The sequence below is a fragment of the Gemmobacter lanyuensis genome, from assembly GCF_014652355.1.
In the GTDB taxonomy this organism is placed as follows: Bacteria; Pseudomonadota; Alphaproteobacteria; order Rhodobacterales; family Rhodobacteraceae; genus Gemmobacter; species Gemmobacter lanyuensis.
The window spans coordinates 41,346-66,310 of sequence record NZ_BMYQ01000005.1 but is presented as its reverse complement, the minus strand read 5'-3'; the positions used below and the strand labels follow the sequence as shown (position 1 = coordinate 66,310).

Genomic DNA, 24,965 nt, shown 5'->3' with positions numbered 1-24,965 from the left:
GCACCTCAGGCACGGGATTTGGCAGAGGTGGCAGCCCCGGTATCCCGCAGCTTCATCTCTTTGAACTGCGTCTCGATCCTGCCACGCTGGGCCGCCGGATAGGCCTCAAGCGGCGGGAGGCCCCCGGTCAGGCAGTAAAGCAGCACATCGCGCGCGATAGGGGCGGCCACGGTGGACCCGCCGCCGCCATGTTCCACCACCACCGAAACCGCCACCTTGGGCCGGTCATAGGGTGCGAAACAGACAAAGAGCGCATGGTCCCTCCGTTCCCACGGCAGCTGATCGTTCGACACCACGCCGGCCGCGCGTTCGGCGGCGCTGATGTTGCGCACCTGTGCCGTGCCGGTCTTGCCCGCCATCAGCATCGTCTCGTCCGCAATGCGCGAGGATTTGGCCGTGCCATGGGTGCCGTTCATCACCTCATACATGCCGCGCCGCACGGCATCGAGATGGGCGGCCTGCACCGGCAGGGCGGGGGCCTCGGCCAGTGGCACTTCCTCAGTTCCGATCATCTTGATCAGCCGGGGCGCAACCGCGCGGCCGCTGGCGATGCGCGCGGCCATCACGGCCAGCTGCAGGGGCGATGTCAGCACATAGCCCTGCCCGATCGAGGCGTTGATCGTGTCGCCGATCCGCCATTCTTGGCCATAGCGTTCCCGGACCCAGGCCTTGTCGGGCATGACGCCCGCAGTGATCGCCGACATCGGCAGATCGGGCTTTTCGCCCAGGCCCAAGAGGCGGCCCATCTCAGCGATCTTGTCGATGCCGACCTTCTGCGCCACGTCGTAGAAGTAGACGTCGCAGCTTTCGGCCAGAGCCGAGCCGAGCGAGACGGTCCCATGCCCGCCGCGCTTCCAGCAGTGGAAGCGGCGGCCGCCGACCTCATAATGCCCCGGGCAATAGACCCCCGTCTGCGGCGAAATCACCCCCGCCCCAAGTGCCGCCAGCGCTGTGACCATCTTGAAGGTCGAACCCGGTGGATAGGCGCCCTGCACGGTCTTGTTCGCCAGCGGCCGATGGTCGTTCTCCATCAGCACGGAATAATCCTTCTGGCTGATCCCCCGCACAAAGAGGTTCGGATCGAACGAGGGCGACGACACGATCGAGAGGATATCGCCTGTCTCGACATCCATCGCGACCACCGCCGCGCTTTCGGTGCCGAGGCGCACTTGCGTGAAGTTCTGGATATCGGCGTCGATGGTCAGGCGGATGTTTTCGCCGGGGTTGCCCTCGACCCGCTCAAGCTCGCGCATGACGCGACCGACGGAATTGACCTCGATCCGCTTTTGCCCGGCCTTGCCGCGCAGCAAGTCTTCGGTCCAGCGTTCCACGCCGATCTTGCCGATCTGGAATTTCGGGATCTGCAGCACAGGATCGGGGTTTTCGATCCCCTCGAGATCCTTTTCGGACACCGGGCCGACATAGCCCACCACATGCGCGAAATCGATGTCGAGCGGATAGGCACGGCTCAGGCCCACCTCGGGCGTGACACCGGGCAGCGAGGGCGCATTCAACGCGATCTTCGAAAAGTCGGTCCAGCTCAGCCGGTCGGCCACGATGATCGGCACGAAGGGAGAGCGCCGCTCCACCTCTTTGCGGGTCTTTTCGATGTCTTCGGGCGACAGCGGCACGATCGATGCCAGCCGCCGCAGCACCAGATCCACATCGCCCGCATCCTCGCGCGTGATGACGACGCGGTAGTTCTGTTCGTTGCCTGCGACCAGCTTGCCGTTGCGATCCAGGATCAGGCCCCGGGCAGGGGGAATCAGGCGGATGTTGATGCGGTTTTCTTCCGCCAGGAGGCGGAACTCATCGGCCTGATCGACCGACAGATAGCGCATCCGCGCGCCCAACACGGCCACGAAAGCGCCCATGGCGCCCCCCATCAGGACCGCGCGGCGGCGCACCTTGCGGGCGCTTTCCTCGGTATCCTTGGCCGTCCGTCTCATAGCCTGCGTCCCATATCGTCCACCTCGCCCATGCCGGGTTTGTGGACGCCAAGCGTCACATGTGAAAGCCACACCACCACGGGATAGACCGCGATCGAGGCCAGAACCTGCGTCATGGCATAGCCAAAGCCCACCTGCGGCAGCATCGTCACCGTGAAGGCCAGACGATAGCCGATGAACATGCCCATCATCAGAAGCCCGATGAAAAGCCATTCCATCACGAAACTCAATTCACGGGTCAGTGCGATCCGCGACCGCAGGATTTCCGTCCCCAGCAGCACCAGTGCCGTCCAGAGCCCCGGCGGCCGCATCAAAAGCAGGTCTTCCGCAAAGAATACCAGCGCGATCAGTAGGGCCGGCAGGTAATCGGGGCGGCGCAACAACCAGGCCAGCGTCAGGCACAACAGCAGGTCCGGCCCCGGCAGACTGCCCGCCGTGCTGCCCATCGGCAGCAGCCGCAGGAAGATCAGCGCCAGCGCGACCAGCAGGAAGATCCCCCGATGCAGCAGCACATCGCGGCGCAGCGGATCAATCATTGCCATCCTCGGCGGGGCTTTCGGCATTCACTTCGGCCGAAGGGGCCGCCGGCGGGCCGATCAGATCGCTCTGCACCGGCGGCGTCACCAAGCCGCCGGGATCGGTGATCGGCTCGAGGTCATGGCTCCGTAGCACGCGCAGGAACTCGAGCCGCTCATAATCGGCCGAAAGCATCACCCGCAGGCGCCGATCCGGCCCCTGCGCGACCTGACCCACCAGCAACCCCGCCGGAAACACCCCGCCATCGCCCGAGGTCACGACCTGATCCCCCGGCCGCACGACATCGGGCTTTTCCAGAAATTCGAGCGGCGGGGCAGGGGAGTTGTCGCCCGACAAAAGCGCCTTCTGCCCCGAAGGCTGCACCACCACCGGAATGCGCGAGTTGCTGTCGGTCAGCAGGATCACCCGGCTTGTCTGCCGCCCCACGCCCGAAATGCGGCCCACCAGCCCGATCCCGTCCATTGCGGCCCAACCGTCGCGGATGCCATCGCGCGCACCGACGTTCAGCAGCACCGATTGCCGGAACGGGCTGCCGCTATCGGCCAGCACCACGCCGGTGATATGGGTCAGCTTGGGGTCCAGCCGGACCTGATTGAGGTCCAGAAGCCGCGCGTTCTGCTGTTCCAACCGCAGCGCCGCCTCTTTCCAGACGCGCATCTGCTGCAGCTCCTGCCGCAGATCCTGGTTCTGTTCGTAAAGCTTCTGATAGGATCGAAATCCCTTGACCATATCCGCCGCCCGCGTGACCGGCAGCATCACCCAGTCGAAGCTGGGCACCACCCGGTCCACCAGCGCCGTGCGGAAGCGTTCCACCCGCGGGCTGTCGATCCGCCAGAGCATGAACAGGGCAAGGAAGACAAGGACAAGAAGCCCGACCAGGATCCTGCGGATCGGTCGGGCGAATTCTTCCGGCGATGTGCGGTTGCGTGCCACGGGCTTAGCCTCGGGTCAGGGCAGGCGTCAGCTGTCGTAATCGATCACGTGGCGCAGTTGCTTTTCATATTCCAGCGCCTTGCCGGTGCCAAGCGCCACACAGTTGAGCGATTCATTGGCGACCGAGATCGACAGCCCGGTCTGCTCGCGCAGCGCAAGGTCCAGATCGCCCAGCAGCGCACCGCCACCGGTCAGCATGACGCCACGGTCCACGATATCCGCGGCAAGATCCGGCGGCGTGGTTTCCAGCGCCTGCATCACCGCATCGCAAATCTGCTGCACGGGTTCGGCCAGCGCCTCGGCGACCTGCGCCTGATTGATCTCGGTTTCCTTCGGCACGCCGTTCAACAGATCGCGCCCGCGGATCGCCATGGTCGCGCCGCGCCCGTCGTCGGGCATCCGTGCGGTGCCGATCGAGGTCTTGATCCGCTCGGCCGTGCTTTCCCCGATCAGCAGGTTCTGATGGCGGCGCAGATAGCTGATGATCGCTTCATCCATGCGGTCGCCGCCCACACGCACCGAACGCGCATAGACGATGTCGCCCAACGACAGGACGGCCACCTCGGTGGTGCCGCCGCCGATATCGACAACCATGCTGCCGGTCGGCTCGGTGATGGGCATGCCAGCCCCGATCGCGGCGGCAATCGGTTCGGCAATCAGACCGGCCCGGCGGGCCCCCGCCTGCAGCACCGAATTGCGGATCGCGCGCTTTTCCACCGGCGTGGCGCCATGCGGCACGCAGACGATGATCTTCGGCTTGGAGAAAGTCGTGCGCTTGTGAACCTTGCGGATGAAATGCTTGATCATCTCTTCCGCGCTGTCAAAATCGGCAATGACACCGTCGCGCATCGGCCGGATTGCTTCGATGCTGCCCGGCGTCCGGCCGAGCATCAGCTTGGCATCCTCGCCAACCGCCAGAACCTGCTTCTTGCCGTCCTTGACGTGATAGGCCACGACCGAAGGCTCGTTCAGCACGATCCCCTTGCCGCGGATATAGACAAGCGTATTCGCGGTGCCGAGGTCGATCGCCATATCCGACGAGAAGAGACCGGAAAGAGACATGCTGGACTGCGTCCTTCGATTCACAAAAGCGGTTTGACCCGAACCATCAACCGCGACTCAGCCGATGTTTTGACGGGCGCCTTCATATAAAGACAGCCTGCCCGCCGCGAAAGCCCGGAACCCTGCCCGACGGCACAATTCCGCGTGTGGCCCCGCGGCTTGCACATTTCATACATTTCCTGCGGTATAGATGGCTCAAAATCGATCGAAATAATACATCATACGACATTTGACCCCTCGCGCCGCCCACACAGCACATCCTGTGGACATGCTGCGCCGCCTGCGCTACCTCCGCGACATGCCCAGATTTGCGCTCAAGATCGAATATGACGGTGGTCCCTTTGCCGGCTGGCAGCGCCAGGCCCAGGGACAAAAATCCGTGCAGGGGGCCATTGAAACCGCCCTCTCGCGCCTGGAACCCGGGCCCCATACCATCGCCGCGGCAGGCCGCACCGATGCTGGCGTCCATGCCACCGGTCAGGTCGCCCATTGCGACCTGACCCGCGAATGGGACATCTTCCGCCTGTCCGAGGCGCTGAACCATCACCTCAAGCCCCAGCCGGTCGCGGTGGTGCAGATCGCGCGCGTGCCCGATGAGTTCCACGCCCGCTTCTCGGCGCTGGAACGTCGCTATACCTTCCGCCTCGTGCAGCGCCGCGCGCCGGTGACCCATGACGCCGGACTGGTCTGGCAGGTGCAACACGCACTGGATGCCGAGGCGATGCGCCAAGGCGCCGCCCATCTGGTCGGACATCACGATTTCACCACCTTCCGCTCGTCCATCTGCCAGGCAAAGTCGCCGGTCAAGACGCTGGATGAGATCACTCTGGAAGACCTGCCCTATCCCGGCGGCCGTGAGTACCGATTCCACCTGCGCGCCCGCAGCTTCCTGCACAACCAGGTGCGCTCCATCGTCGGCACGCTCGAACGCGTGGGCGCTGGTGGTTGGCAACCCGAGGATGTGCGCTCAGCGCTCGAAGCGCGCGCCCGCGCCGCCTGCGGTCCGGTTTGCCCGCCGCAAGGGCTCTATCTGACCGGCGTCGGTTACCCGCACGATCCTTTTAAGAACTGAGGCCGCACGCGGGGGCTGTCTGCCCCCGCACCCCCGAGGATATTTGGTCAACGGGAAGTTCTGCAAAAAGCAGGGCTTTGGAACGCATCCACATCCCATCCTTGTGGCGCAGAATCTGCATCTTCCCGTTGTCAAAATATCCTCGGGGGTGAATGCGCCGCAGGCGCAGAGGGGGCAGACAGCCCCCTCCCTGGAGTCTCGGATTACTTGACCAAGGCGCCCTCGAGGGCGCGGTCGATCAGGGCGATGGTTTCTTCGACGCCATAAAGTGCGATGAAGCCGCCGAAGCGCGGACCGTCTGAGGCGCCGAGCAGCACTTCGTAGAGCGCCTTGAACCAGTCGCGGAGCGGTTCGAAGGCGTGATCCTTTCCGACGGCGAAGACCATGCTTTGCAGGGCTTCATCATCAAGGCCGCCGTCCCAGGCGGCGAGGCGGGCGCGCAGGTCGAGGATGGCGGCGCGTTCCTGATCGCTGGGCAGACGGAAGCTGCGGGTTGGCGCGATCTTGTCATTGAAGTAGCGCACTGCGAAGCCTGCCGCGGCGTCGAGGTCGGGGTTCGCCTCGGGGCTGGCCTCGGGGGCGTACCGTTTGATGAAGCCCCAGAGCCCGCGGGCATCCTGTGCCCCTGCGACCGAGGCGAGGTTCAGCAGCATCGAGAAGGGCACCACCATCCGCGACTCCGGCGGGTTGCCATGGTGGATGTGCCACACGGGGTTGTTGACCTGTGCGTCCAGATCCTGCGTCGGGAAGGCGCGCAGTTGCTGGTGGTATTCATCGACCGCCCGCGGGATCACGTCGAAATGCATCCGCTTCGCCGTCTTGGGCTTTTGATACATGAAATACGACAGGCTTTCGGTGGCGGCGTAGCTCAGCCATTCGTCGATGGTCAGGCCGTTCCCCTTGGATTTGGAGATCTTCTGGCCGTGTTCGTCGAGGAAGAGTTCATAGGTAAAATGTTCGGGCTTGCGGCCGCCCAGAACCTCGCAGATGCCGTCATAGATCGGGGTATTGGTCGAGTGGTCCTTGCCATACATCTCGAAGTCGACATCGAGCGCGGCCCAGCGGGCGCCGAAATCGGGTTTCCACTGCAGTTTCACATGGCCGCCGGTGACGGGCAGGGTCCATTCGCGGCCATCTTCGTCATCGAAGGTGATGGTGTGGTTCACCGCATCCACGTTTTTCATCGGCACATAGAGGACGCGGCCGGTTTCCGGGTGGATGGGCAGGAAGCAGCTGTAGGTTTGCTGGCGTTCCTCGCGCAGGGATTTCAGCATGATCGCCATGATGCGGTCATAGCGTTCGGTGGCCAGCCGCAGGGTATCGTCGAAGCGGCCCGATTTGTAGAATTCGGTCGCGCTGATGAATTCGTATTCGAAGCCGAAGGTATCGAGGAAGCGCCGCAGCATGGCGTTGTTGTGATGGCCGAAGCTTTCATATTCCCCGAACGGGTCAGGAACCGAGGTCAGCGGCTTTTGGATATTGGCGTGCAGCATTTCCTGGTTCGGGACGTTTTCCGGAACCTTGCGCATGCCGTCCACGTCATCCGAGAAGCAGATGAGGCGCGTGGGGATGTCGCTGATCGCCTCGAAGGCGCGGCGGATCATCGTGGTGCGGGCCACTTCGCCGAAGGTGCCGATATGGGGCAGGCCCGAGGGGCCATAACCCGTCTCGAACAGGACATAGCCCTTTTCCGGGTCCTTCTTTTCGTACCGCTTGAGAATCTTCCGGGCCTCTTCAAAGGGCCAGGCTTTCGATTTCATCGCGGCGTCACGAAGGGCGGACATCGGCTCATCCTCAGAGGGTGGCAGGCCCCATGCCCGCCAGAACCCCCGTCTCCTATTGCCGCCCCCGGCCCGCGTCAATATTCTCGGGCCGGCAAGACATGGAAGGATGCCCGACGTGACCGATACGACCCCCTCGCTTTCGCCTCAGGATGCGCTTGTCGCGGTGATGGTGGCGGCTTCCGCCTCGGATGAGAACATGCGGACGGCCGAGCTGGTGGCGATTCAGCGCATGGTGAATCACATGCCGGTTTTTGCCGGCTACGACATGGACCGCATCGCCCGCGTCAGTCGCACGGTCTTTGACCTGTTCGAGGAGGAGGACGGGCTGGATGCCCTGTTCGGTCTGATCCGCGAGGCGTTGCCCGTGCGTCTGAACGAAACCGCCTATGCGCTGGCCTGTGATGTCGTCACCGCCGACGGCCGCCATAATGAGGTGGAGCTGCGGATGCTGGAGGAGATCCGCGAAGAGCTGGAAATCGACCGCCTGCATGCTGCCGCCATCGAATGGGGCGCGCGGGTGCGGCACATGACGCCGTGACCCATGGCCCCGCGGGTCAGGCGTAAAGCCCGGCCCAGCGGGAAATCAGCTGGGCCTGCAACCTGCGCGACCGTGCGGCCCAGGCATCGCCCCCCGGCGGGTCTTCACGCTCGGCGACCGTCAGGCGGGCGCGGCGGTCGGGATCGGCGGTGAAGATCGCAAAGGCCATCTGCCGCCCGCCGGGCGGGGTGATATAACCCGCCAGCGCCGAAACGAAGTTCAGCGTGCCGGTCTTGGCGCGCACCTCGACCGGATGGCCTTCCAGCTTTTTTCCCTCGGCGTCGCGCATGCCGTGGTCCTTGAGCAAGCCGGGCAGGGCGCCGCCGCGCACGTCGCGCAGGGCGCGCACCATTTCGGCCGCAGAGATGCGTGATCCGCCGCCGAGGCCGGAATGATCGATCACCCGCGGCCCGATGCCATGGCGCAGCCGCGCCCATTCGCGCATGGCCACCGCCGAGGCCCGGTGTGACGCCGCCTGCGAGGCGGTCATCCCCACCACTTCGGCCGTCAGATTGGTGGAATGTTTCAGCATGTCGCGCAGCACATCGGTCAGCGGCAGGCTGTCATGGCGGACGATTTCGCGGCCTTCGGGGCGGGTGTCGGCAAAGGCCGGGGCGGGCAGGAAGATGCCCTGTGCGCGGGCGAGGGTGCGAAAGACTTCGGCCACGTAAAGGGCGGGGTGGCGCACCGGCAGCCAGCGTGCGCCGCCCTTGCCAAGCGCGGCCGAGGCGACGGTCCATTCCTCGGCATCGCCTGCGGCCTGATAGGTGAAGATCGGCGTATTGCGCTGTTCCACGCGGATGCGCGCCATCTGCACCGGCGGCACAAAGCGTTCGGCGCGGGCATCCATGGTCAGCGCCCAGTCCTGCCCCGCGCGGCGCCATTCGAAATGCACGCGGTTGAAATTCAGGTTCAGCCCGCTGATGCCGGGGTTGTAGCCCACGAAATCGGGTTGTTCCGGGTTGATCCGTTCCATGATCGGCAAGGCCCCGGCCCAGACCAGATAGCGCCCGCTGGCCCCTTTAATGCCCTGCGCCGCCAGTTTGGCGGCCAGATCGCCCAGCATGTCGGTATCCAGCACCGGGTCGCCCCCGCCTGCCAGCACCAGATCGCCCTGGATGATCCCGCCGATCACCGGCCCTGTGGCCAGCACCCGCGTCTGGAAGCGGTGCGCCGGGCCCAGCCGGTCGAGCGCATAGGCGGCGGTCAGCGCCTTCATCACGCTGGCGGGGGGCTGTTGCAGATCGGGGTTTGCCGCCTCAAGCACGGCGCCGGTTTCCGTATCGGCCACGACAAAGCCCACCGCCCCGCCCAGCTTGGCCGCAGTCACCAGCGCGTCGGGCGTGCCACCGTCGCTGCGGGTGGCCCCGCCATCCCCGCGGCGGCGGGGCAGGGGCGAGGTCGCGGGCGCTTCGGCCAAAAGGGGCGATGCCCCGCCCGCAAGCAGCCCTGCCAGAACCCACCGCCGTGTCAGCATCGCAGACTCACCCCTTGAACCGTCTGCAAAAGGCATAGCGTCCGCGCGGCATTCGGAAAACCCTGCGCCGCGCGATGTGAACGGCACAGCCTTCCGTTCCGGTGGGGTTTGGGCTAGGGGACGCGGCCGGATTTCCCCTGACAGCGCGATGTGACCCCAGCATGACCGATCCCCGCCCCCCTTCGTCCGCATCCATCACCCGCGTGGCGGATCTGGTGGCGCAGGGCATCGTCCCCGCGGCGGGCGCGGCCGAACTGGAGACAGTGACCGAGACCTTCCGCCTGCGGATCACGCCCGAGATGCAGACAGCGCTGCACAGCGCGGGCGTGGCGCGGCAATTCCTGCCCCGCGCCGAAGAACTGACCCTGCGCCCCGAGGAACTGGCCGACCCGATCGGGGACACGGCCTTCAGCCCCGCGCCGGGGCTGACGCATCGCTACCCCGACCGGGTGATCCTCGCTGTCACCCAGACCTGCGAGGTTTACTGCCGCTTTTGCTTTCGCCGGGAAACCGTGGGGGCGGCCGGGCCGCTGCCCGAGGGGGATCTGACGCTGGCGCTGGATTACATCGCCCGCACCCCCGCGATCCGCGAGGTGATTCTGACCGGGGGGGACCCGCTCTCGCTTTCACCGCGCAGGTTGGGGGCGGTGATCGACCGGCTGCAGGCAATCCCGCATCTGCTGCAGGTTCGGCTGCACAGCCGGGTGCCGGTGGTGGCGCCCGACCGGATGGATGATGCGATGCTGGCCGTGCTGGACCGCGACCTGCCCGTGCATCTGGTGATCCACACCAACCACCCCGATGAACTGACCCCGGCGGCCCGCGCCGCGCTGCGCCGTCTGAACCGCGCGGGCATTGCGATGTTTTCGCAAAGCGTGCTTCTGCGCGGGGTGAATGACGATGCCGATACGCTTGAGGCGCTGTTCCGGCAGCTTCTGGCGAACCGGGTCAAGCCCTATTACCTGCATCACTGCGATCTGGCCAAAGGCACCAGCCATTTCCGAACCACCATCGCCGAGGGCCGCGCCCTGATGGCCGAACTGCGGCGCAGGCTCTCGGGGCTCGCGCTGCCGACCTATGTGCTGGATATTCCGGGCGGGGCGGGCAAGGTGCCGCTGACCCCTGCCCATGCCACGCCCGAGGGCGATGCCTGGGCCATCACCGACCGCCTTGGCGCGCAGCACCGCTATCACGATCCGGAGCGCGGCTAGGCCGCCCGTTTTCTTTGCGGCCCCCCTTTTCTTTCCTGATCTGCCCGGTATAGTCGCGACCCATGACCACGGGACACGATCATATCCTCGTTCGCGCATCGCATTGCGCCCAGGCCACCCGTGGCCTGCTTCTCCTTAGCTGCCTCTGAGCGTGCCTTCGGGTGCGACCGCTCAGAGGTGTCCAGCGCCCGCAGGAGAAACCAGAGACCAAGGACAGATGACATGACCGAGACCAGCGCCCAACCCCGCGTTCTGATTTTCGATACCACCCTGCGTGACGGCGAACAGTCGCCCGGCGCGACCATGACCCATGAAGAGAAGCTGGAAATCGCCAGCATGCTGGACGAGATGGGCGTGGACATCATCGAGGCGGGCTTTCCTATCGCCAGCGAGGGTGACTTTGCCGCCGTCAGCGAAATCGCCAAACGGTCGAAGAACAGCACCATCTGCGGCCTGAGCCGGGCGAATTTCAAGGATATCGACCGTTGCTGGGAAGCGGTGAAACATGCCGCCCGCCCGCGCATCCATACCTTCATCGGCACCTCGCCGCTGCACCGCGCCATTCCGAACCTGACCATGGACGAAATGGCCGACCGCATTCACCAGACGGTCACCCATGCGCGCAACCTGTGCGACAACGTGCAGTGGTCGGCGATGGATGCCTATCGCACCGAACATGATTACCTGTGCCGCGTCGTCGAAATCGCCATCAAGGCCGGGGCCACCACCATCAATATCCCTGATACCGTGGGCTATACCGCCCCGCGCGAAAGCGCCGACTTGATCCGCATGCTGATCGAACGGGTGCCGGGCGCGGATGAGGTGATCTTCTCGACCCATTGCCACAACGACCTGGGCATGGCCACGGCCAACAGCCTTGCAGCGGTCGAGGCGGGCGCCCGTCAGATCGAATGCACGATCAACGGTCTGGGCGAACGTGCGGGCAATGCCGCGCTGGAGGAAGTGGTCATGGCGCTGAAGGTGCGCAATGACATCATGCCCTTCCAGACCGGCATCGACACCACCAAGATCATGAACCTGAGCCGCAAGGTCTCGACCGTGTCGGGCTTCCCGGTGCAGTTCAACAAGGCCATCGTCGGCAAGAACGCCTTCCTGCATGAAAGCGGCATCCACCAGGATGGCGTGCTGAAGAACGTCGAGACGTTTGAGATCATGCGCCCCGAAACCATCGGCCTCTCGGCGGCGAATATCGCCATGGGCAAACATTCGGGCCGCGCCGCGCTGCGCGCCAAGCTGAAAGAGCTGGGGTTCGAACTGGCCGACAACCAGCTGAACGATGTTTTCGTGCGGTTCAAGGCTTTGGCCGACCGCAAGAAAGAGGTCTATGATGATGACCTGATCGCGCTGATGAAGGATCAGGAAACCACCTCGACCCATGACACCCTGCAGGTGAAGCGTCTGCGCGTGATCTGCGGCACCGATGGCCCGCAAGAGGCCGAGCTGACCCTCTCCATCGACGGTGTGGAGCATTCGATCGATGCCACCGGCGACGGCCCGGTCGATGCGGCGTTCAACTGTGTGAAGATGCTCTATCCGCACAAGGCGCGGCTGCAGCTCTATCAGGTGGCCGCCGTGACCGAAGGCACCGACGCGCAGGCGACCGTCTCGGTCCGGATCGAGGAAGAGGGCCGCATCGCGACCGGCGCTTCGGCCGACACGGATACCATCGTGGCTAGCGTGAAGGCCTATGTGAACGCGCTGAACCGCCTGATCGAACGCCGCAAGAAAACCGCCCCCGGCGATGACGTGAAATCGGTCAACTATCGCGACGCGGGCTGATCGGGCCTGTGGTCAAGACCATGAAGGGGCGGATGCGCGCGCATCTGCCCCTTTTTTCTTGCCCCCTTACGCCGCCCGCCCTCGATGCCTATGTTCTGGAAAGATGCAGGTTTTGCAGGCAGGTGCGTGTGGCCATCCGTGATTTGACCTATCAGTTGGGCCGCAGCCTTGAGGGGCTGGTGTCCACCGTCACCGACCCGTTCACCGACAGCGTGGTGCGCCTTGGCGTGACGGGTCTGTCGCGGGCGGGCAAGACAGTGTTCATCACCGGACTGGTCGCCAATCTGCTGGATCGGGGGCGGATGCCGCAACTGCGCGCCGAGGCCGCGCGCCGGATTGAGGCCGCCTATCTGCAGCCCCAGCCCGATGACACCATCCCCCGCTTTGATTTCGAGGGCCATCTGGCCGCGCTCACCGGGGATGACCCGCATTGGCCTGAAAGCACCCGCGCGGTGTCGGAACTCCGCCTGTCCTTCCGGGTCAAGCCCGCGGGGCTTCTGGCCGGGGTGAAAGGGTCGCAGACCGTGCATCTCGACATCGTCGATTACCCCGGCGAATGGCTGCTGGACCTTGCGCTTTTGGACAAGACCTATGCCGACTGGGCCGAAGATGCGCTGATCCGCATGGCCAAACGGCCCGAGGGGCGCGAATTTCTGGCCATCGCCCGGGCCGAGGATGCCTCGCACCCGTTTGAGGAAGGCCGCGCGCAGGCGCTGGCGGCCGGGTTCACCACCTATCTGCAAGATGCGCGGGCGGCGGGCTGGTCGGATTGCACGCCGGGGCGGTTCCTGCTGCCGGGCGAGCTTGCGGGAAGCCCGGTCCTGACCTTTGCGCCGCTGCCGCAGCCCGCGGCCACCCCGCGCGGTTGCCTCTGGCAGGAAATGGACCGCCGGTATGAGGCCTACAAGGCCAAGGTGGTCAAGCCTTTCTTCCGCGCGCATTTCGCCCGGATCGACCGGCAGATCGTGCTGGTCGATGTGCTGGGCGCGCTGCATGCAGGCCCCCGCGCGCTGGAGGATCTGCGTCAGACCATGGCCGAAATCCTGTCCGCTTTCCGTCCCGGTCGGAACGGGTTCCTGTCGGAAATCCTGCTGGGGCGGCGGGTGGAAAAGATCCTCTTCGCGGCCACCAAGGCCGACCATCTGCACCAAAGCCAGCACGCCGCCCTGACCGCCATCACCGAGGGGCTTGTGCGTGATGCCCGCGACCGCGCCGCCTTTTCCGGGGCCGAGGTAGCGGCGCTGTCGCTGGCCGGGCTGCGCGCCACGGTAGAAGAAACGGTGGAACGGGATGGCACCACGCTTGACATGGTCCGGGGGCGGCTTCTGGCCACGGGCAAGCAGGCGGCGATGTATCCGGGCGAATTGCCGGGCGATCCCGCGCGGCTTCTGTCGCCCGCGCGGCAAGGGGCGGACCGCTGGCTGGACGCCGATTTCGCGCTGATGGGTTTTGCGCCCGCACGGCTGAACCTGCGCCCCGGCGAGGGGCCGCCGCATATCCGGCTGGACCGGGCCGCGGAATTTCTGATCGGAGACCGGCTGTGACGGATGACCCCACCCCTCTGCGCCGCCCCGTGGTCATCGAACGCAGCGATGAGGCCGACCCATCCGCTGCCGCCCCGGTGCTGGATGGCACGCCTGACGGCCGCGCCATGCAGCTTGCCGCCAAGGTGGCTGCGCGCCGCGGGTCGCCCCTGGGGCGGGCGCTGCTTTGGGCGTTTTCGACGCTTTTTACCTTTGTCCTTTCGGTCGCGGCCTATGATTTCGTCACCGGGCTGATCGCGCGCAATGTGGTGCTGGGTTATGCGGCGCTGGCCCTGACGGTGGTCTTTGTGGCGCTGGCACTGATCGCGGGCCTGCGGGAATGGGGGGCTTACCTCCGCCTCTCGCGGCTCGATGCCCTGCGGCAAGAGGCAGGGGCCGCCCGCAGCCGCGCCGATCTGCGCGCGGCCCGCGCGGTGGTGGGGCGGGTGGCCGCCCTTTACACCGCGCGCCCCGAACTGACCGAGGCCCGCGCCCGCCTTGCCGCCCGTGAGGGCGATCTTTTCGATGCGGATGGCGCGCTTGATCTGGCCGAACAGCTTTTGGTCCTGCCCCTTGATGCCCAGGCCCGGCGCGAGGTTGAGGCCGCCGCCCGGCAGGTCGCCACCGTCACCGCGCTGGTGCCGATGGCGCTGGCCGATGTGGCGACCGCGCTTTTCGCCAATCTGCGGATGATCCGGCGCATTGCCGAAATTTACGGCGGAAGGTCGGGGGGCTTTGCCTCGCTCGGGCTTTTGCGGCGGGTGTTTACCTACCTTGTGGCCACTGGGGCTGTCGCGCTGACCGATGATTTGATCGGCTCGGTTGCCGGGGGTGGGGTGCTGTCCAAACTGTCGCGCCGCTTTGGCGAGGGGCTGGTGAATGGCGCGTTGACCGCCCGGGTGGGTGTCGCGGCGATGGAGCTTTGCCGCCCCTTGCCCTTCCATGTCGCGGCGCGGCCGGGGGTTTCGGTGCTGGTCAGCCGGGCGCTGACGGGGCTGTTCGACCGGGGCGAGAGCCGGGGGAATTCCTGACTGGTTAAGGTTGCTGCGCCTGTTATGCTGCCCTGAAATCCTGGGGGGCGGGCATGGACGACGGATTGCTGCTGCTGATGATCCTGATCGCATTGGCCATTCCCTTGGGGGTGGTCATCCTGTTTGTCCTGATGGCGGGAACACGGGGCCGGGTGACGCGGCTGGAACAGCAACTGGCCGAACTGCGGGCCGAGCTTGCGCGCCGACCCGAGACCGCGCCTGCGAGCGAAGAGAACGCACAGCCCGCCGCGATCCCGGAACCGCCCCCGCAGGCCGAGGTCTGGCCCCGCGCCGTGCCGCAGGACCTGCCCGAGGAAACCGTGGCGCCCGATCAGAACCGCCCGCTGGTCATCCGTCCTGACCGTTTCGCCGCCTTGGGGCGCTGGCTGCGCGAGAATTGGGTCTATGCGGTATCGGCTCTGTCGCTGGCCTTCGCGGGCGTTTTCTTCGTGCAATATGGCATGGAGAAGGGCCTTCTGCCTCCGGTGGCGCGGGTGGTGCTGGCGATCCTGTTCGGTGCCGGACTGATTGGCGCGGGCGAATGGATCCGCCGCCGCCACGGCGACGGGGTGGACCGGACCACGGCCTATCTGCCATCGGTCTTCAGCGGCGCGGGGATCGTTGCGATTTTCGCGGGCGTTGCTGCGGGGCGGCTGCTCTATGATCTGTATGGGGCGGGCACGGCCTTTGCGGGGCTCGTGGTCACGGCGGGGTTGGCTGTGGCGCTGGGGTGGCGGCATGGGCCGCTGCTGGTGGCCATCGGTCTGCTTGGCGCTGCGGCGACGCCGTTCCTTGTTTCGGGCGGGGGCGGGACGCCTGCATGGCTTTTCGCACATTACGTGCTGGTTGCGGCGCTGGGTCTGGCGGTGGATGCCTTCCGCCGTTGGGCCTGGATTTCGGTTCTGGCCCTTGTGCTGGCCCATGCGGGCATGGCGCTGATCGCGCTTGGCGGCGGGTCCGAGGGGGCCTGGATGTGGGCGCTGTTCGCGCTGGCGCTGGTGGCGATCATCCTGCCCGAAAAGGGGCTGCTGCCCACCCATGCCGGACCTTCGGTGACCCGTGCGCTGTGGCGCCGCGATGGGGTTTGGCCTGCGTTCCCGGTGCGGCTGGCCGCGGGCAATCTGCTGGCGGTGGTGCTGACACTGCTGCTTCTGGTGCCGCATGGTTCGAACGGCATTCTGGCGGCGTTGCTTCTGACGGGGCTTGCGCTGCTGCTGATCCTTTGGGCCGCCGCCGCGCCGGGGCTTGAGGATCTGGCCGCACTTCCCGCCGCGGGCCTGCTGGCGCTGCTGGCGCTGGCCGAGCCGCTGATCTGGGCCTTCCGCGATCAGGCTATTGTGCTGCGCGCCCCGGAATCCGCGGCGCCCGCCACGGTGACGCTGCTGCTTGGGCTGGCCGCGCTGATCAGTGCCGCGGCGGGCTGGCGGAGCCTGCAGACCGGCGCGCGGCCGCAGGCTTTGGGTGCCGTGCTGGTGGCCCCGCTGGCCGCCAGCATCCTTGAGATGCTCTGGCACCCGACCGAGGTGCTGGGCGCCTACCCCTGGGCGCTGCATGTCATGGCGCTTGCGGCGGGCATGGTGGGGCTTGCCGTGCTTTGGGCGCGGGCCGATGGCGCGCCGGGCGCGCGCACCGCCTGGGCCACGCTTTCGGCGCTGTCCCTGATCGCGCTGGCGCTGTTCCTGCTGACATCCAGCGCGGCCCTGACGCTGGCGCTGGGGGTGCTGGTTGCGGCGGCTGCGGCACTGGACCGGCGCTTCAACCTGCCGGAAATGGGTTGGTTCATTCAGGCGGGTGGGGCGGTGCTGTCCTGGCGGCTGGTGGCGGATCCGGGGCTGGACTGGGCCTTGCAGGCGTCCTGGGGCGGGGTGCTTGCCGCCTATCTGGGGGCCGCGCTGGCCTGCGCGGCGGGCCTGCGCCTGATGCCTGCGGGGCGCGTTCTGCCCCGCGCGGTGCTGGAGAGCCTGGGCCTTGCCGCCTTGGCCCTGCTGGCCAATGTGGTGATCCTGCGCCTGTTGCAGCCCGATCCGATGGCGACCGACTGGCAGCCGGACTGGGCGCTGTCGCATTGGGGGGCCGCGCTGAACGCACTGCCTTGGCTGATCCTGACCGGCACGCAGCTGTGGCGCGCGGGCGCCACGGCACCGGGCTGGACCCATCGCTTCCGGCTGGCCATTGCGGCGGGGGCAGGGATCATGGCGGCATCGGGGCTGTTGCTGGCGCTGGTGCCGTTCAACCCGCTGTTCAACGATTGGGCCGAAGACCCGGTCGGGCTGGTGCGGGGGCCGGTGCTGCTTGACAGCCTGTTCCTTGCCTATGCGTTGCCGGGTCTGCTGCTGCTGATCGCGCCGCCGCGGCTGCGGGTTCTGCCCGCGCGGGGGCGGCTGGTGCTGCGCGCCATCGGCGTGGCGCTGCTGACCGTCTATGCCGGCGAGGAGATCCGCCGCCTGTGGCAGGGCCGCTGGATCGGGGGGCCGGGCGTGCTGCAGGGAGAGCTTTACAGCTATACCCTTGCCATGCTGGTGACCGGGGCGGCGATGCTGTGGCAGGCGCTGGCGCGTCAGTCGGCGCTGCTGCAGCGCATGGCCATGGGTGTCATCGGCCTGACGGCGGCCAAGGTCTTTCTCTGGGATGCGGCCGGGCTGACGGGGCTGACGCGGGTTGTCAGCTTTGCGGGGCTTGGCCTGTCACTGGCGGGGCTGGCCTGGCTGAACCGCTGGGCGCAATCCCGGCTCGGCGAGACGCCCTCAGAACTGCGGGACTGAGCCTTCGGGGCGGCGCGCCTCGACCACGCCCATGCTCAGCGCGCGGCCGATGCGATGGGCCATGTGTGACCAGGCCTCTGCCGCATCCCGCGGCAGGGTCTGGGATAGCGTTTCATCGAAAAGGCTCAGCCAGATCGGAAAATGATCGGGCGTCACATCGCCCGCTTGCCGATGCGCCATCATGGGCGAGCCGTCATAAACCCCCTCGCGCAGGATGGCATTGCGCCAGAAGCGGCTGATCTTTTCCTCATGCGCGGGCCAGTCGGTGACGTGATGGGCAAAGACCGGGCCCAGCACCGGATGCGCGCGCACCGCCGCGTAAAAAGCCCGCACCTGCGCGTCGATCTGATCAGGGGTGACAAAGAAGCGCGGCGGAAAGGCGGTGGTCATGGCAGGCTCCTGCAAGGTGCGGCGAGGGTGCATCTTTTGCGCGCTGCGGCCAAGGTGGCAGGGTGACGCGGCCCGCGCAAAGCAAAACGCGGCCCCGAAGGGCCGCGTTCCGTAAGTTGTTCCAGGGGCTGTGGATCAGCCATCCACGCGGATGCGGGCGTTCGTCGGGTCGAAGGGGCTGTCTTCGACAACCACGGCGTCCCATTCCTTGAGCAGCATCTTGACCTTCAGCTTGGTGCCCACCTCGGCCAGCGCCTCGGGGACATAGCCCATGCCGATCTGCTTGCCGAAGGCGACCGACCAGCCACCCGAAGTCAGACGGCCGACCTTCACGCCGTCGTTCAGGATGGCTTCCTTGCCCCACGGATCGGTGTCATCCGGCCCGTCGATCAGCAGCGTCACGCATTTGGCGCGGATGCCGGTTTCCAGCATCTTGGCCTTGCCGCGGAAGTCCTTGTTCAGATCGACGAAACGGTCCAGCGCGGCTTCCAGCGGGGTTGCATCGCGGCCCAGCTCGTTGCCGAAGGCGCGGTAGGATTTTTCCTGACGCAGCCAGTTCTGGGCGCGCGCGCCGACGCCCTTGAGGCCGTGCTTCTCACCGACCGACCACAGCAGATCCCAAAGGTAGCGGCCGAATTCGATCGGGAAGTGCAGTTCCCAACCCAGTTCGCCGGTATAGGCCACGCGGACCGCGCGCACCGGGCACATGCCCAGTTCGATGTCGCGATACGACAGCCAGGGGAAGCGCTTGTTGCCCAGAACGGTGTCGGGATTCGCATCCTTGACCACTTCCTTGAGCAGGGCGCGGGCATTCGGACCGGCCAGCGCAAAGACGCCCCACTGGGTGGTGATGTCGTGGATGTCGATATAGCCGCCACCCTGCGCCATGAAGTCTTCCGCCGACTTGATCAGGAAGTCGCCGTCATACGAAGTCCAGGCACCGGCCGAGATCAGGTAGTACTCGTTCTCTTTCAGGCGGACGATCGTGTATTCGGTGCGGGTGGTGCCCGCATCAGTCAGCGCATAGGTCAGGTTGATGCGGCCGACATTCGGCAGCTTGTTGCAGGTGAACCAGTCGAGGAACTGGGTCGCGCCGGGGCCACGGACCAGATGCTTGGTGAAGGCCGAAGCGTCGATGATGCCCACGGTGTTGCGGACGGCCTCGGCCTCGGCCTTGGCATAGGGCCACCAGGCGCCACGACGGAACGAGCGGCTGTCATGGTCGAAATCGGCCGGCGCGTCTTTCGGGCCGTAGTAGTTCGGGCGTTCCCAGCCGTTCACCTGGCCGAATTGCGCGCCCATTTCCTTCTGACGGTCATAGGCGGGGGCGGTGCGCAGCGGACGGCAGGCTTCACGCTCTTCATCCGGGTGGTGCAGAATGAAGACGTGCTCATAGCATTCTTCGTTCTTGCGGGCAGCATATTCGGTGGTCATCCACTGGCCGTAGCGGCGCGGATCCAGCGAGGCCATGTCGATTTCGGCTTCGCCCTGGGTCATCATCTGGGCCAGGTAGTAGCCCGTGCCACCGGCGGCCGTGATGCCGAAGCTGAAGCCTTCCGCGATCCACATGTTGCGCAGACCCGGCACCGGGCCGACCAGCGGGTTGCCGTCGGGGGTATAGCAGATCGGGCCGTTGAAGTCGTCTTTCAGACCCACGGTTTCCGACGACGGGATCCGGTGGATCATCGACATGTATTCGGCTTCGATCCGCTCCAGATCGAGCGGGAAGAGGTCGGCGCGGAACGATTCCGGCACGTCATAGAGGAAGCGGGCCGGGGCGTTGCGCTCATAGGGGCCAAGGATCCAGCCGCCGCGCTCTTCGCGGACATACCATTTCGCATCGGCGTCGCGCAGAACCGGGTGTTCCGGGTTGTTCTTGCGGTATTCCTGCAGCATCGGATCGGGTTCGGTCACGATGAACTGGTGTTCCACCGGAATGGCCGGGATCTTCACGCCCAGCAGGCGGGCGGTGCGCTGCGCGTGGTTGCCCGTCGCGGTGACGACATGTTCGGCAACGATTTCGAACTTCTCTTCGCCCGGAACCAGCATGCCGCCTTTTTCGATCATGCGGGTGCAGGAGACGATCCATTCATTGCCGTTCCAGCGGTAGCCATCGACCTGAACCTTGCGTTCGATGGTCGCGCCCAGCTGACGGGCGCCCTTGGCCATGGCCTGGGTCACGTCGGCGGGGTTGATATAGCCGTCCTGCGGGTGGAACAGCGCGCCCTTCAGGTCTTCGGTGCGGACCAGCGGCCAACGCTCCTTGATCTGGGCGGGGGTCATGAATTCGTGGTAGACGCCAGCGGTTTCCGCGACCGACGAATACAGCATGTATTCGTCCATACGCTCTTGGGTCTGGGCCATCCGCAGGTTGCCGCAGATCGAGAAGCCGGCATTCAGGCCGGTCTCGGCCTCGAGGCCCTTGTAGAAGTCCACCGAGTATTTGTGGATATGGGTGGTCGCGTAGCTCATGTTGAAGAGCGGCAGCAGACCGGCGGCGTGCCAGGTCGAGCCCGCGGTCAGCTCGTCGCGCTCCACCAGCATGGTATCCCAACCGGCTTTGGCGAGATGGTAGGCGATGCCGTTCCCGACGGCACCACCGCCGACGACAAGGGCTTTGACATGGGTTTTCATGGGCGCGACTCCGTGCTGCGCTGATGCTTTGGCCACATCAATGCCAGAGAAGCGGCGATCCATCCAAGGTGGTCCGACCTGTTCCGGCGAAAAACGACATTGGTGTCCTGATCGCGGCAGGTTCCGGTGTCGTTTTGCGTCCTGCGCGAGAGTGGGGAATCACCCCCTCCGCATCCGTCCCAGCGTGGCCGAAAGTGTGAAGGCCAGGGCCGCCACCGCCACGATCGAAGGCCCTGCGGGCGTATCGAGCGAAAGCGACATGCGCAGCCCCCCCAGCACCGCCCCGGCGCCCACAAGGGCGGCCAGAATCGCCATCGTCTCGGGGCTGCGGGACAGGCCGCGGGCCGTCGCGGCGGGGATGATCAGCATGGCCGCAATCAGCAGCGCCCCCACGACCTTGAGCGCGACCGCCACCGTCAGCGCCAGGGCCAGCGTCAGAATCAGCCGCTCCCGGTCAGGGTTCAGCCCCGAGGCCGCGGCGAGGTCTTCGTTCAGCGTGGCGGTCAACAGCGCCGACCAGCGCCAGACGACCAGCCCGATCACCATCAGCGACCCGGCCCAGATATAGGCCAGATCGGCCTTTGATACGGCCAGAATATCCCCAAACAGATAGGCTGAAAGATCGGTGCGCGCGTCGGGCACGAAGCTGACCGCGACCAGACCGAAGGCTAGCGCCGAATGGGCGAGCACCCCCAGCGTGGTATCCATCGCCCAGCCCCGCGCGGCCAGTGTTGCCACCGTCACCGCCATGACCAGCGCAATCGCCAGCGTTCCCAGCCCGATCGGCAGATCCGCCGCCAGCGCCAGCGCCACCCCCAGAATCGCCGCATGGGCTGTGGCATCTCCGAAATAGGCCATCCGCCGCCAGACGACGAAAGAGCCCAGCGGCCCCGTTGCCGCCGCAACACCCAGACCTGCCAGCGCGGCCCGGATCAGGAAATCGTCAAGCATGGTCATGTCCGTGATGCGCGTGGTCGTGATGGTGGTGCTCGTGATCATGGGTGTGATCGTGGTCATGCACATGCTGATACAGCGCAAGCGCCCCTTGCGTGCCCAGCCCGAACAGCGCGCGATATTCCGGCGCGGTGGACACGACACGCGGCGTGCCTTCGCAGCAGATATGCCCGTTGAGGCAGATCACCCGGTCTGACGCGCTCATCACCACATGGAGGTCATGGCTCACCATCAGCACCGCCGCCCCGGTGTCGCGGCGGACTTCGTCGATCAGGCGGTAAAAGGCGGCCTCGCCGGGTTGGTCGAGGCCCTGGGTCGGTTCATCTAGGACCAGAAGCTCGGGTCGGGTCAGCAGGGCGCGAGCCAGCAGAACGCGCTGGAACTGCCCGCCCGACAGGCCGGTCATCGGGCGTTCGGCCACTTCGGGCACGCCCACGCGGGCCAGCATCGCGTCGGTTTCCGCCAGACCGTGTCTGCGCGGTAACGACAGGAAGCGCCGCGCCGTCATCGGCATGGACCGGTCGATATGGAGTTTTTGCGGCACGTAGCCGATGCCCAGCCCCGGCTTGCGCGTCACGCTGCCGTGGCTGGTGGGGATGATGCCCAGCAGGGCGCGCAGCAGCGTCGATTTCCCCGATCCGTTCGGCCCGAGGATGGTGACGATTTCGCCCTTGTCGATCCGCAGGGTCACGTCATGCAGCACCTCTTGCGTGCCGATCTGCACGCAGATGCCCTTGGCCTCGATCAGCGGCATCACGCGGTCTCCCCGCAGGCGGGGCAGAGGCCGAGCGCCTCGATATTCGCGCGTTCGACAGCAAAGCCCAGCTCGGCCGCGGCGGCATCCAGCGCGGCGCGCACCGGGGCCACCGGGGCTTCGGCCACCGTATTGCAGCTGCGGCAGATCAGGAAGGCGGGGGCATGGCTGGTGCCGGGATGCATGCAGGCGGTAAAGGCGTTCAGCCGCTGGATGCGATGGGCAAGACCCTGATCCACAAGGAATTCCAGCGCGCGATAGGCCACCGGGGGCTGATTGCCGAAGCCTTCAGCCGACAGGCGCTGCAACACGTCATAGGCCCCCAGCGCGCGGTGTTCCTCAAGCAGGATTTCCAGCACGCGACGGCGAACCGGCGTCATGCGGGCGCCGCTGGCGGCGGTCACGGCTTCGGCACGCGCCATCACATCGCCGGTGCAATGCGAATGGTCATGGTCGTGAAACGGCTGGGGCTGCACGCGGGGCCTCTTGACGTGTTATGATATTACATACATAGATCGCCCCGTCCGAGAAGCAAAGAGGCGTTGCGATGCGTTATACCATATCAGGCCTGGCGGCCACCACGGCTCTTGTTTTCGGGGGGCAGGCGCTGGCCGAAGTGCCGCGCGTGGTGACCGATTTTGCCCCTGCCGAAGGGCTGGTGGCCATGGTGATGGGCGATCTGGGGTCGCCCGAGCGGCTGCTGGAGCAGGGTGCGAATCCGCATGACTTCCAGTTGCGGCCCAGCCAGGCCGCCGCGCTGGCCGAGGCTGATCTGGTGGTCTGGATGGGGCCGCAGATGGCGCCCTGGCTGAACCGCGCGCTGGAAGGGCAGGGCGACCTGCCGCAGATCCGTCTGCTGGAGATCGCGGGCACCTATCTGCAACCCTTCGGCGCCACCCATGAGGATGCGGGGCATGAAGGCCACGATCACGCCGCCGCCCCCGAAGATTCGGGTCATGACGACCATGAAGCGGGTGACGGACATGACCATTCCGCCGAGGGCATGGACCCCCACGCCTGGCTTGACCCCGGCAATGGGCAGCTCTGGCTGGGCCAGATCGCAAAAGAGCTTGCGGCCCGCGACCCCGAAAATGCCGCGACCTATGCCGCCAATGCGGCCCGCGCCCAGGCCGATTTGGCAGCACTGGACCAACGTCTGACGGCCGACCTTGCCCCGTTGAAGGGCAAGCCTTTTGTGGTTTTCCATGATGCCTATGGGTATTTCACCGGGCATTACGGTCTGACCCTGGCGGGGGCCGTTGCCTTGGGGGATGCGACCTCGCCGGGGGCCGCGCATCTGGCCGCGTTGCAGGATCAGGCGGGTACGCGTGCGCTTTGCCTGTTCCCCGAAGCAGGCCATGATCCCAAACTGGTGGAGCAGATGGCAGAGGCAACCGGGGTTGCCGTCGGGGCCGCCCTTGACCCCGAGGGCGTGCAGGCCGACCCCGGACCGGGTGCCTATCTGGCCGTGCTGGAGGCATTGGGGGCCGCGCTGACAGAGTGTCTCAACCGCTCTTGACCTTTCCGCGCAGAAGCCCTGTTGATAGCGCCGACGCAAGGGCCAGTTCCGGGGGGTGGCATGATCGTGGATTTTGGGGTCACAGCGGCGGGTGAGACGGTGCAGGCCGTTACGCTGCAGGCCGGGGATCTGAGCGTGACGGTGCTGACCCTCGGGTCCATCCTGCAGGACGTGCGGCTGCAGGGCGTGGACCATGGGCTGACGCTCGGCTCTGATTCGGTGGCCGATTACGAAGGCAGCATGCGCCACCACGGATCGCTGGTGGCGCCTGTGGCGAACCGGATCTGCGATGCGCGCGCCTTTGTGGCGGGCCGGACCTGCCGTTTTGACCCCAATCAGGCGGGGCGGCATACGCTGCATTCCGGCTCCGCCGGGGCACAGTTCAAGGTGTGGCAGATCGTGGCGCAGGGGGCCGATCACCTCACGCTCGCCGTGGACCTGCCTGACGGGGAAGGTGGTTTTCCCGGCAACCGTCGGGTCACGGCGGTCTGGCAGGTTGCGGCGCCCGCGACGTTGTCGCTGACCATCACCACCACGACCGATGCCGATACCTTGGTCAATTGCACCAATCACAGCTACTGGAATCTTGATGGCGGCGCGGACTGGGCCGGTCATCGCCTGAAGATCGCCGCCGACCGTGTGACCGAGGTGGATGAGGATCTGATCCCGACCGGCCATCTGGCGCTGGTGCGCGGCACGCCTTTCGATCTGCGGGCAGGGCGGGCGATCCATCCCGGCGACCCGGCGATGGACACGAATTTCTGCCTGTCGGACCGGGCGCAGGCCATGCGGGATGTGCTGTGGCTGACCGGACGCAACGGGCTGCGCATGACCATTGCCACGACCGAGCCGGGCATTCAGGTCTACGACAACCGCAAGCCCGGCCGTCCCGGCAAGGGCGCCTATGAGGGGCTGGCGATCGAGCCCCAGCACTGGCCCGATGCGCCGAACCAGCCCGCTTTCCCCAGCGTGCTGGTGCCTGCGGGTGGGCAGAAGGTGCAAGCGATGCAATGGCGCTTTGACCGCGAGGTCTGA

The 24,965-nt window shown here is 66.2% G+C and carries 20 protein-coding genes; 9 read left to right on the top strand and 11 right to left on the bottom strand.

Features of this window, described 5'->3' with window-relative positions:
- Nucleotides 1-5 precede the first annotated feature (5 nt).
- Genes mrdA through IE101_RS09940 form a run of 4 tightly spaced genes read right to left on the bottom strand, consistent with a single transcriptional unit; the run spans nt 6 to nt 4,481 of the window.
- Nucleotides 6-1,949 carry a penicillin-binding protein 2 gene (gene mrdA / locus IE101_RS09955; RefSeq protein ID WP_189633684.1) on the bottom strand — a complete coding sequence of 648 codons (1,944 nt, stop codon included), beginning with the start codon at nt 1,947-1,949 and terminating at the stop codon, nt 6-8.
- The gene (locus tag IE101_RS09950) at nt 1,946-2,485 is read right to left on the bottom strand and encodes a rod shape-determining protein MreD (protein ID WP_189633683.1); all 540 of its coding nucleotides are present in this window, start codon (nt 2,483-2,485) and stop codon (nt 1,946-1,948) included. Before IE101_RS09950 ends, mrdA begins: the two co-directional genes overlap by 4 nt.
- Nucleotides 2,478-3,419, bottom strand: a complete 942-nt coding sequence (gene mreC, locus IE101_RS09945) for a rod shape-determining protein MreC (RefSeq protein ID WP_189633682.1) — start codon at nt 3,417-3,419, stop codon at nt 2,478-2,480. Before mreC ends, IE101_RS09950 begins: the two co-directional genes overlap by 8 nt.
- A gap of 27 nt (nt 3,420-3,446) precedes the next feature.
- Complete coding sequence (locus IE101_RS09940; protein ID WP_189633681.1) at nt 3,447-4,481, bottom strand: rod shape-determining protein; 1,035 nt, start codon at nt 4,479-4,481, stop codon at nt 3,447-3,449.
- A gap of 298 nt (nt 4,482-4,779) precedes the next feature.
- Here IE101_RS09940 and truA point away from each other — a divergent pair, with 298 nt between their 5' ends.
- A complete protein-coding gene (gene truA / locus IE101_RS09935; RefSeq protein WP_189633838.1) occupies nt 4,780-5,553 on the top strand; it encodes a tRNA pseudouridine(38-40) synthase TruA in 774 nt (257 codons plus the stop codon).
- Nucleotides 5,554-5,756: 203 nt separating this feature from the next.
- On the opposite strand, the gene IE101_RS09930 is transcribed toward truA, so the two are convergent.
- Nucleotides 5,757-7,337 (bottom strand): lysine--tRNA ligase, encoded by a 1,581-nt coding sequence (locus tag IE101_RS09930; protein ID WP_189633680.1) that lies wholly within the window; start codon nt 7,335-7,337, stop codon nt 5,757-5,759.
- Nucleotides 7,338-7,443: 106 nt separating this feature from the next.
- Between IE101_RS09930 and IE101_RS09925 the strand changes: the two genes are divergently transcribed.
- Nucleotides 7,444-7,875, top strand: a complete 432-nt coding sequence (locus IE101_RS09925) for a tellurite resistance TerB family protein (RefSeq protein ID WP_189633679.1) — start codon at nt 7,444-7,446, stop codon at nt 7,873-7,875.
- 16 nt (nt 7,876-7,891) lie between these two features.
- Here the strand turns inward: IE101_RS09925 and dacB are convergent, their stop codons facing one another.
- Entirely contained in the window at nt 7,892-9,352 is a 1,461-nt protein-coding gene (gene dacB, locus IE101_RS09920; RefSeq protein ID WP_189633678.1) for a D-alanyl-D-alanine carboxypeptidase/D-alanyl-D-alanine endopeptidase, read from the bottom strand.
- A 161-nt stretch (nt 9,353-9,513) separates the two neighbouring features.
- On the opposite strand from dacB, the gene IE101_RS09915 reads away from it, so the two are divergent.
- The 5 genes from IE101_RS09915 to IE101_RS09895 all read left to right on the top strand — a co-directional run bounded on the left by IE101_RS09915 (nt 9,514) and on the right by IE101_RS09895 (nt 17,679).
- Entirely contained in the window at nt 9,514-10,563 is a 1,050-nt protein-coding gene (locus IE101_RS09915; RefSeq protein ID WP_189633677.1) for a lysine-2,3-aminomutase-like protein, read from the top strand.
- Between the two features lie 222 nt (nt 10,564-10,785).
- Nucleotides 10,786-12,363, top strand: coding sequence for a 2-isopropylmalate synthase (locus tag IE101_RS09910; protein WP_189633676.1), 1,578 nt, complete (start codon nt 10,786-10,788; stop codon nt 12,361-12,363).
- A 128-nt stretch (nt 12,364-12,491) separates the two neighbouring features.
- The gene (locus tag IE101_RS09905; protein WP_229804101.1) at nt 12,492-13,907 is read left to right on the top strand and encodes a YcjX family GTP-binding protein; all 1,416 of its coding nucleotides are present in this window, start codon (nt 12,492-12,494) and stop codon (nt 13,905-13,907) included.
- Nucleotides 13,904-14,917 (top strand): YcjF family protein, encoded by a 1,014-nt coding sequence (locus IE101_RS09900; RefSeq protein ID WP_189633674.1) that lies wholly within the window; start codon nt 13,904-13,906, stop codon nt 14,915-14,917. The genes IE101_RS09905 and IE101_RS09900 overlap by 4 nt, the downstream gene beginning before the upstream one ends.
- 53 nt (nt 14,918-14,970) lie before the next feature.
- A complete protein-coding gene (locus tag IE101_RS09895) occupies nt 14,971-17,679 on the top strand; it encodes a DUF2339 domain-containing protein (protein ID WP_189633673.1) in 2,709 nt (902 codons plus the stop codon).
- Here the strand turns inward: IE101_RS09895 and IE101_RS09890 are convergent.
- From IE101_RS09890 to IE101_RS09870, 5 genes are all read right to left on the bottom strand, one after another.
- Complete coding sequence (locus tag IE101_RS09890; RefSeq protein WP_189633672.1) at nt 17,662-18,069, bottom strand: group III truncated hemoglobin; 408 nt, start codon at nt 18,067-18,069, stop codon at nt 17,662-17,664. The genes IE101_RS09895 and IE101_RS09890 overlap by 18 nt on opposite strands.
- 135 nt (nt 18,070-18,204) lie before the next feature.
- Nucleotides 18,205-20,703, bottom strand: a complete 2,499-nt coding sequence (locus IE101_RS09885; RefSeq protein ID WP_189633671.1) for a GcvT family protein — start codon at nt 20,701-20,703, stop codon at nt 18,205-18,207.
- 159 nt (nt 20,704-20,862) lie between these two features.
- A complete protein-coding gene (locus tag IE101_RS09880) occupies nt 20,863-21,654 on the bottom strand; it encodes a metal ABC transporter permease (protein ID WP_189633837.1) in 792 nt (263 codons plus the stop codon).
- Nucleotides 21,647-22,411, bottom strand: coding sequence for a metal ABC transporter ATP-binding protein (locus IE101_RS09875; RefSeq protein ID WP_189633670.1), 765 nt, complete (start codon nt 22,409-22,411; stop codon nt 21,647-21,649). Before IE101_RS09875 ends, IE101_RS09880 begins: the two co-directional genes overlap by 8 nt.
- Nucleotides 22,411-22,833, bottom strand: a complete 423-nt coding sequence (locus tag IE101_RS09870) for a Fur family transcriptional regulator (RefSeq protein ID WP_189633836.1) — start codon at nt 22,831-22,833, stop codon at nt 22,411-22,413. The genes IE101_RS09875 and IE101_RS09870 overlap by 1 nt, the downstream gene beginning before the upstream one ends.
- A gap of 125 nt (nt 22,834-22,958) precedes the next feature.
- On the opposite strand from IE101_RS09870, the gene IE101_RS09865 reads away from it, so the two are divergent.
- Nucleotides 22,959-23,930: a zinc ABC transporter substrate-binding protein gene (locus IE101_RS09865; protein WP_189633669.1), complete on the top strand. Its 972-nt coding sequence runs from the start codon at nt 22,959-22,961 to the stop codon at nt 23,928-23,930.
- Nucleotides 23,931-23,990: 60 nt separating this feature from the next.
- Nucleotides 23,991-24,965 (top strand): aldose epimerase family protein, encoded by a 975-nt coding sequence (locus IE101_RS09860; protein ID WP_189633668.1) that lies wholly within the window; start codon nt 23,991-23,993, stop codon nt 24,963-24,965.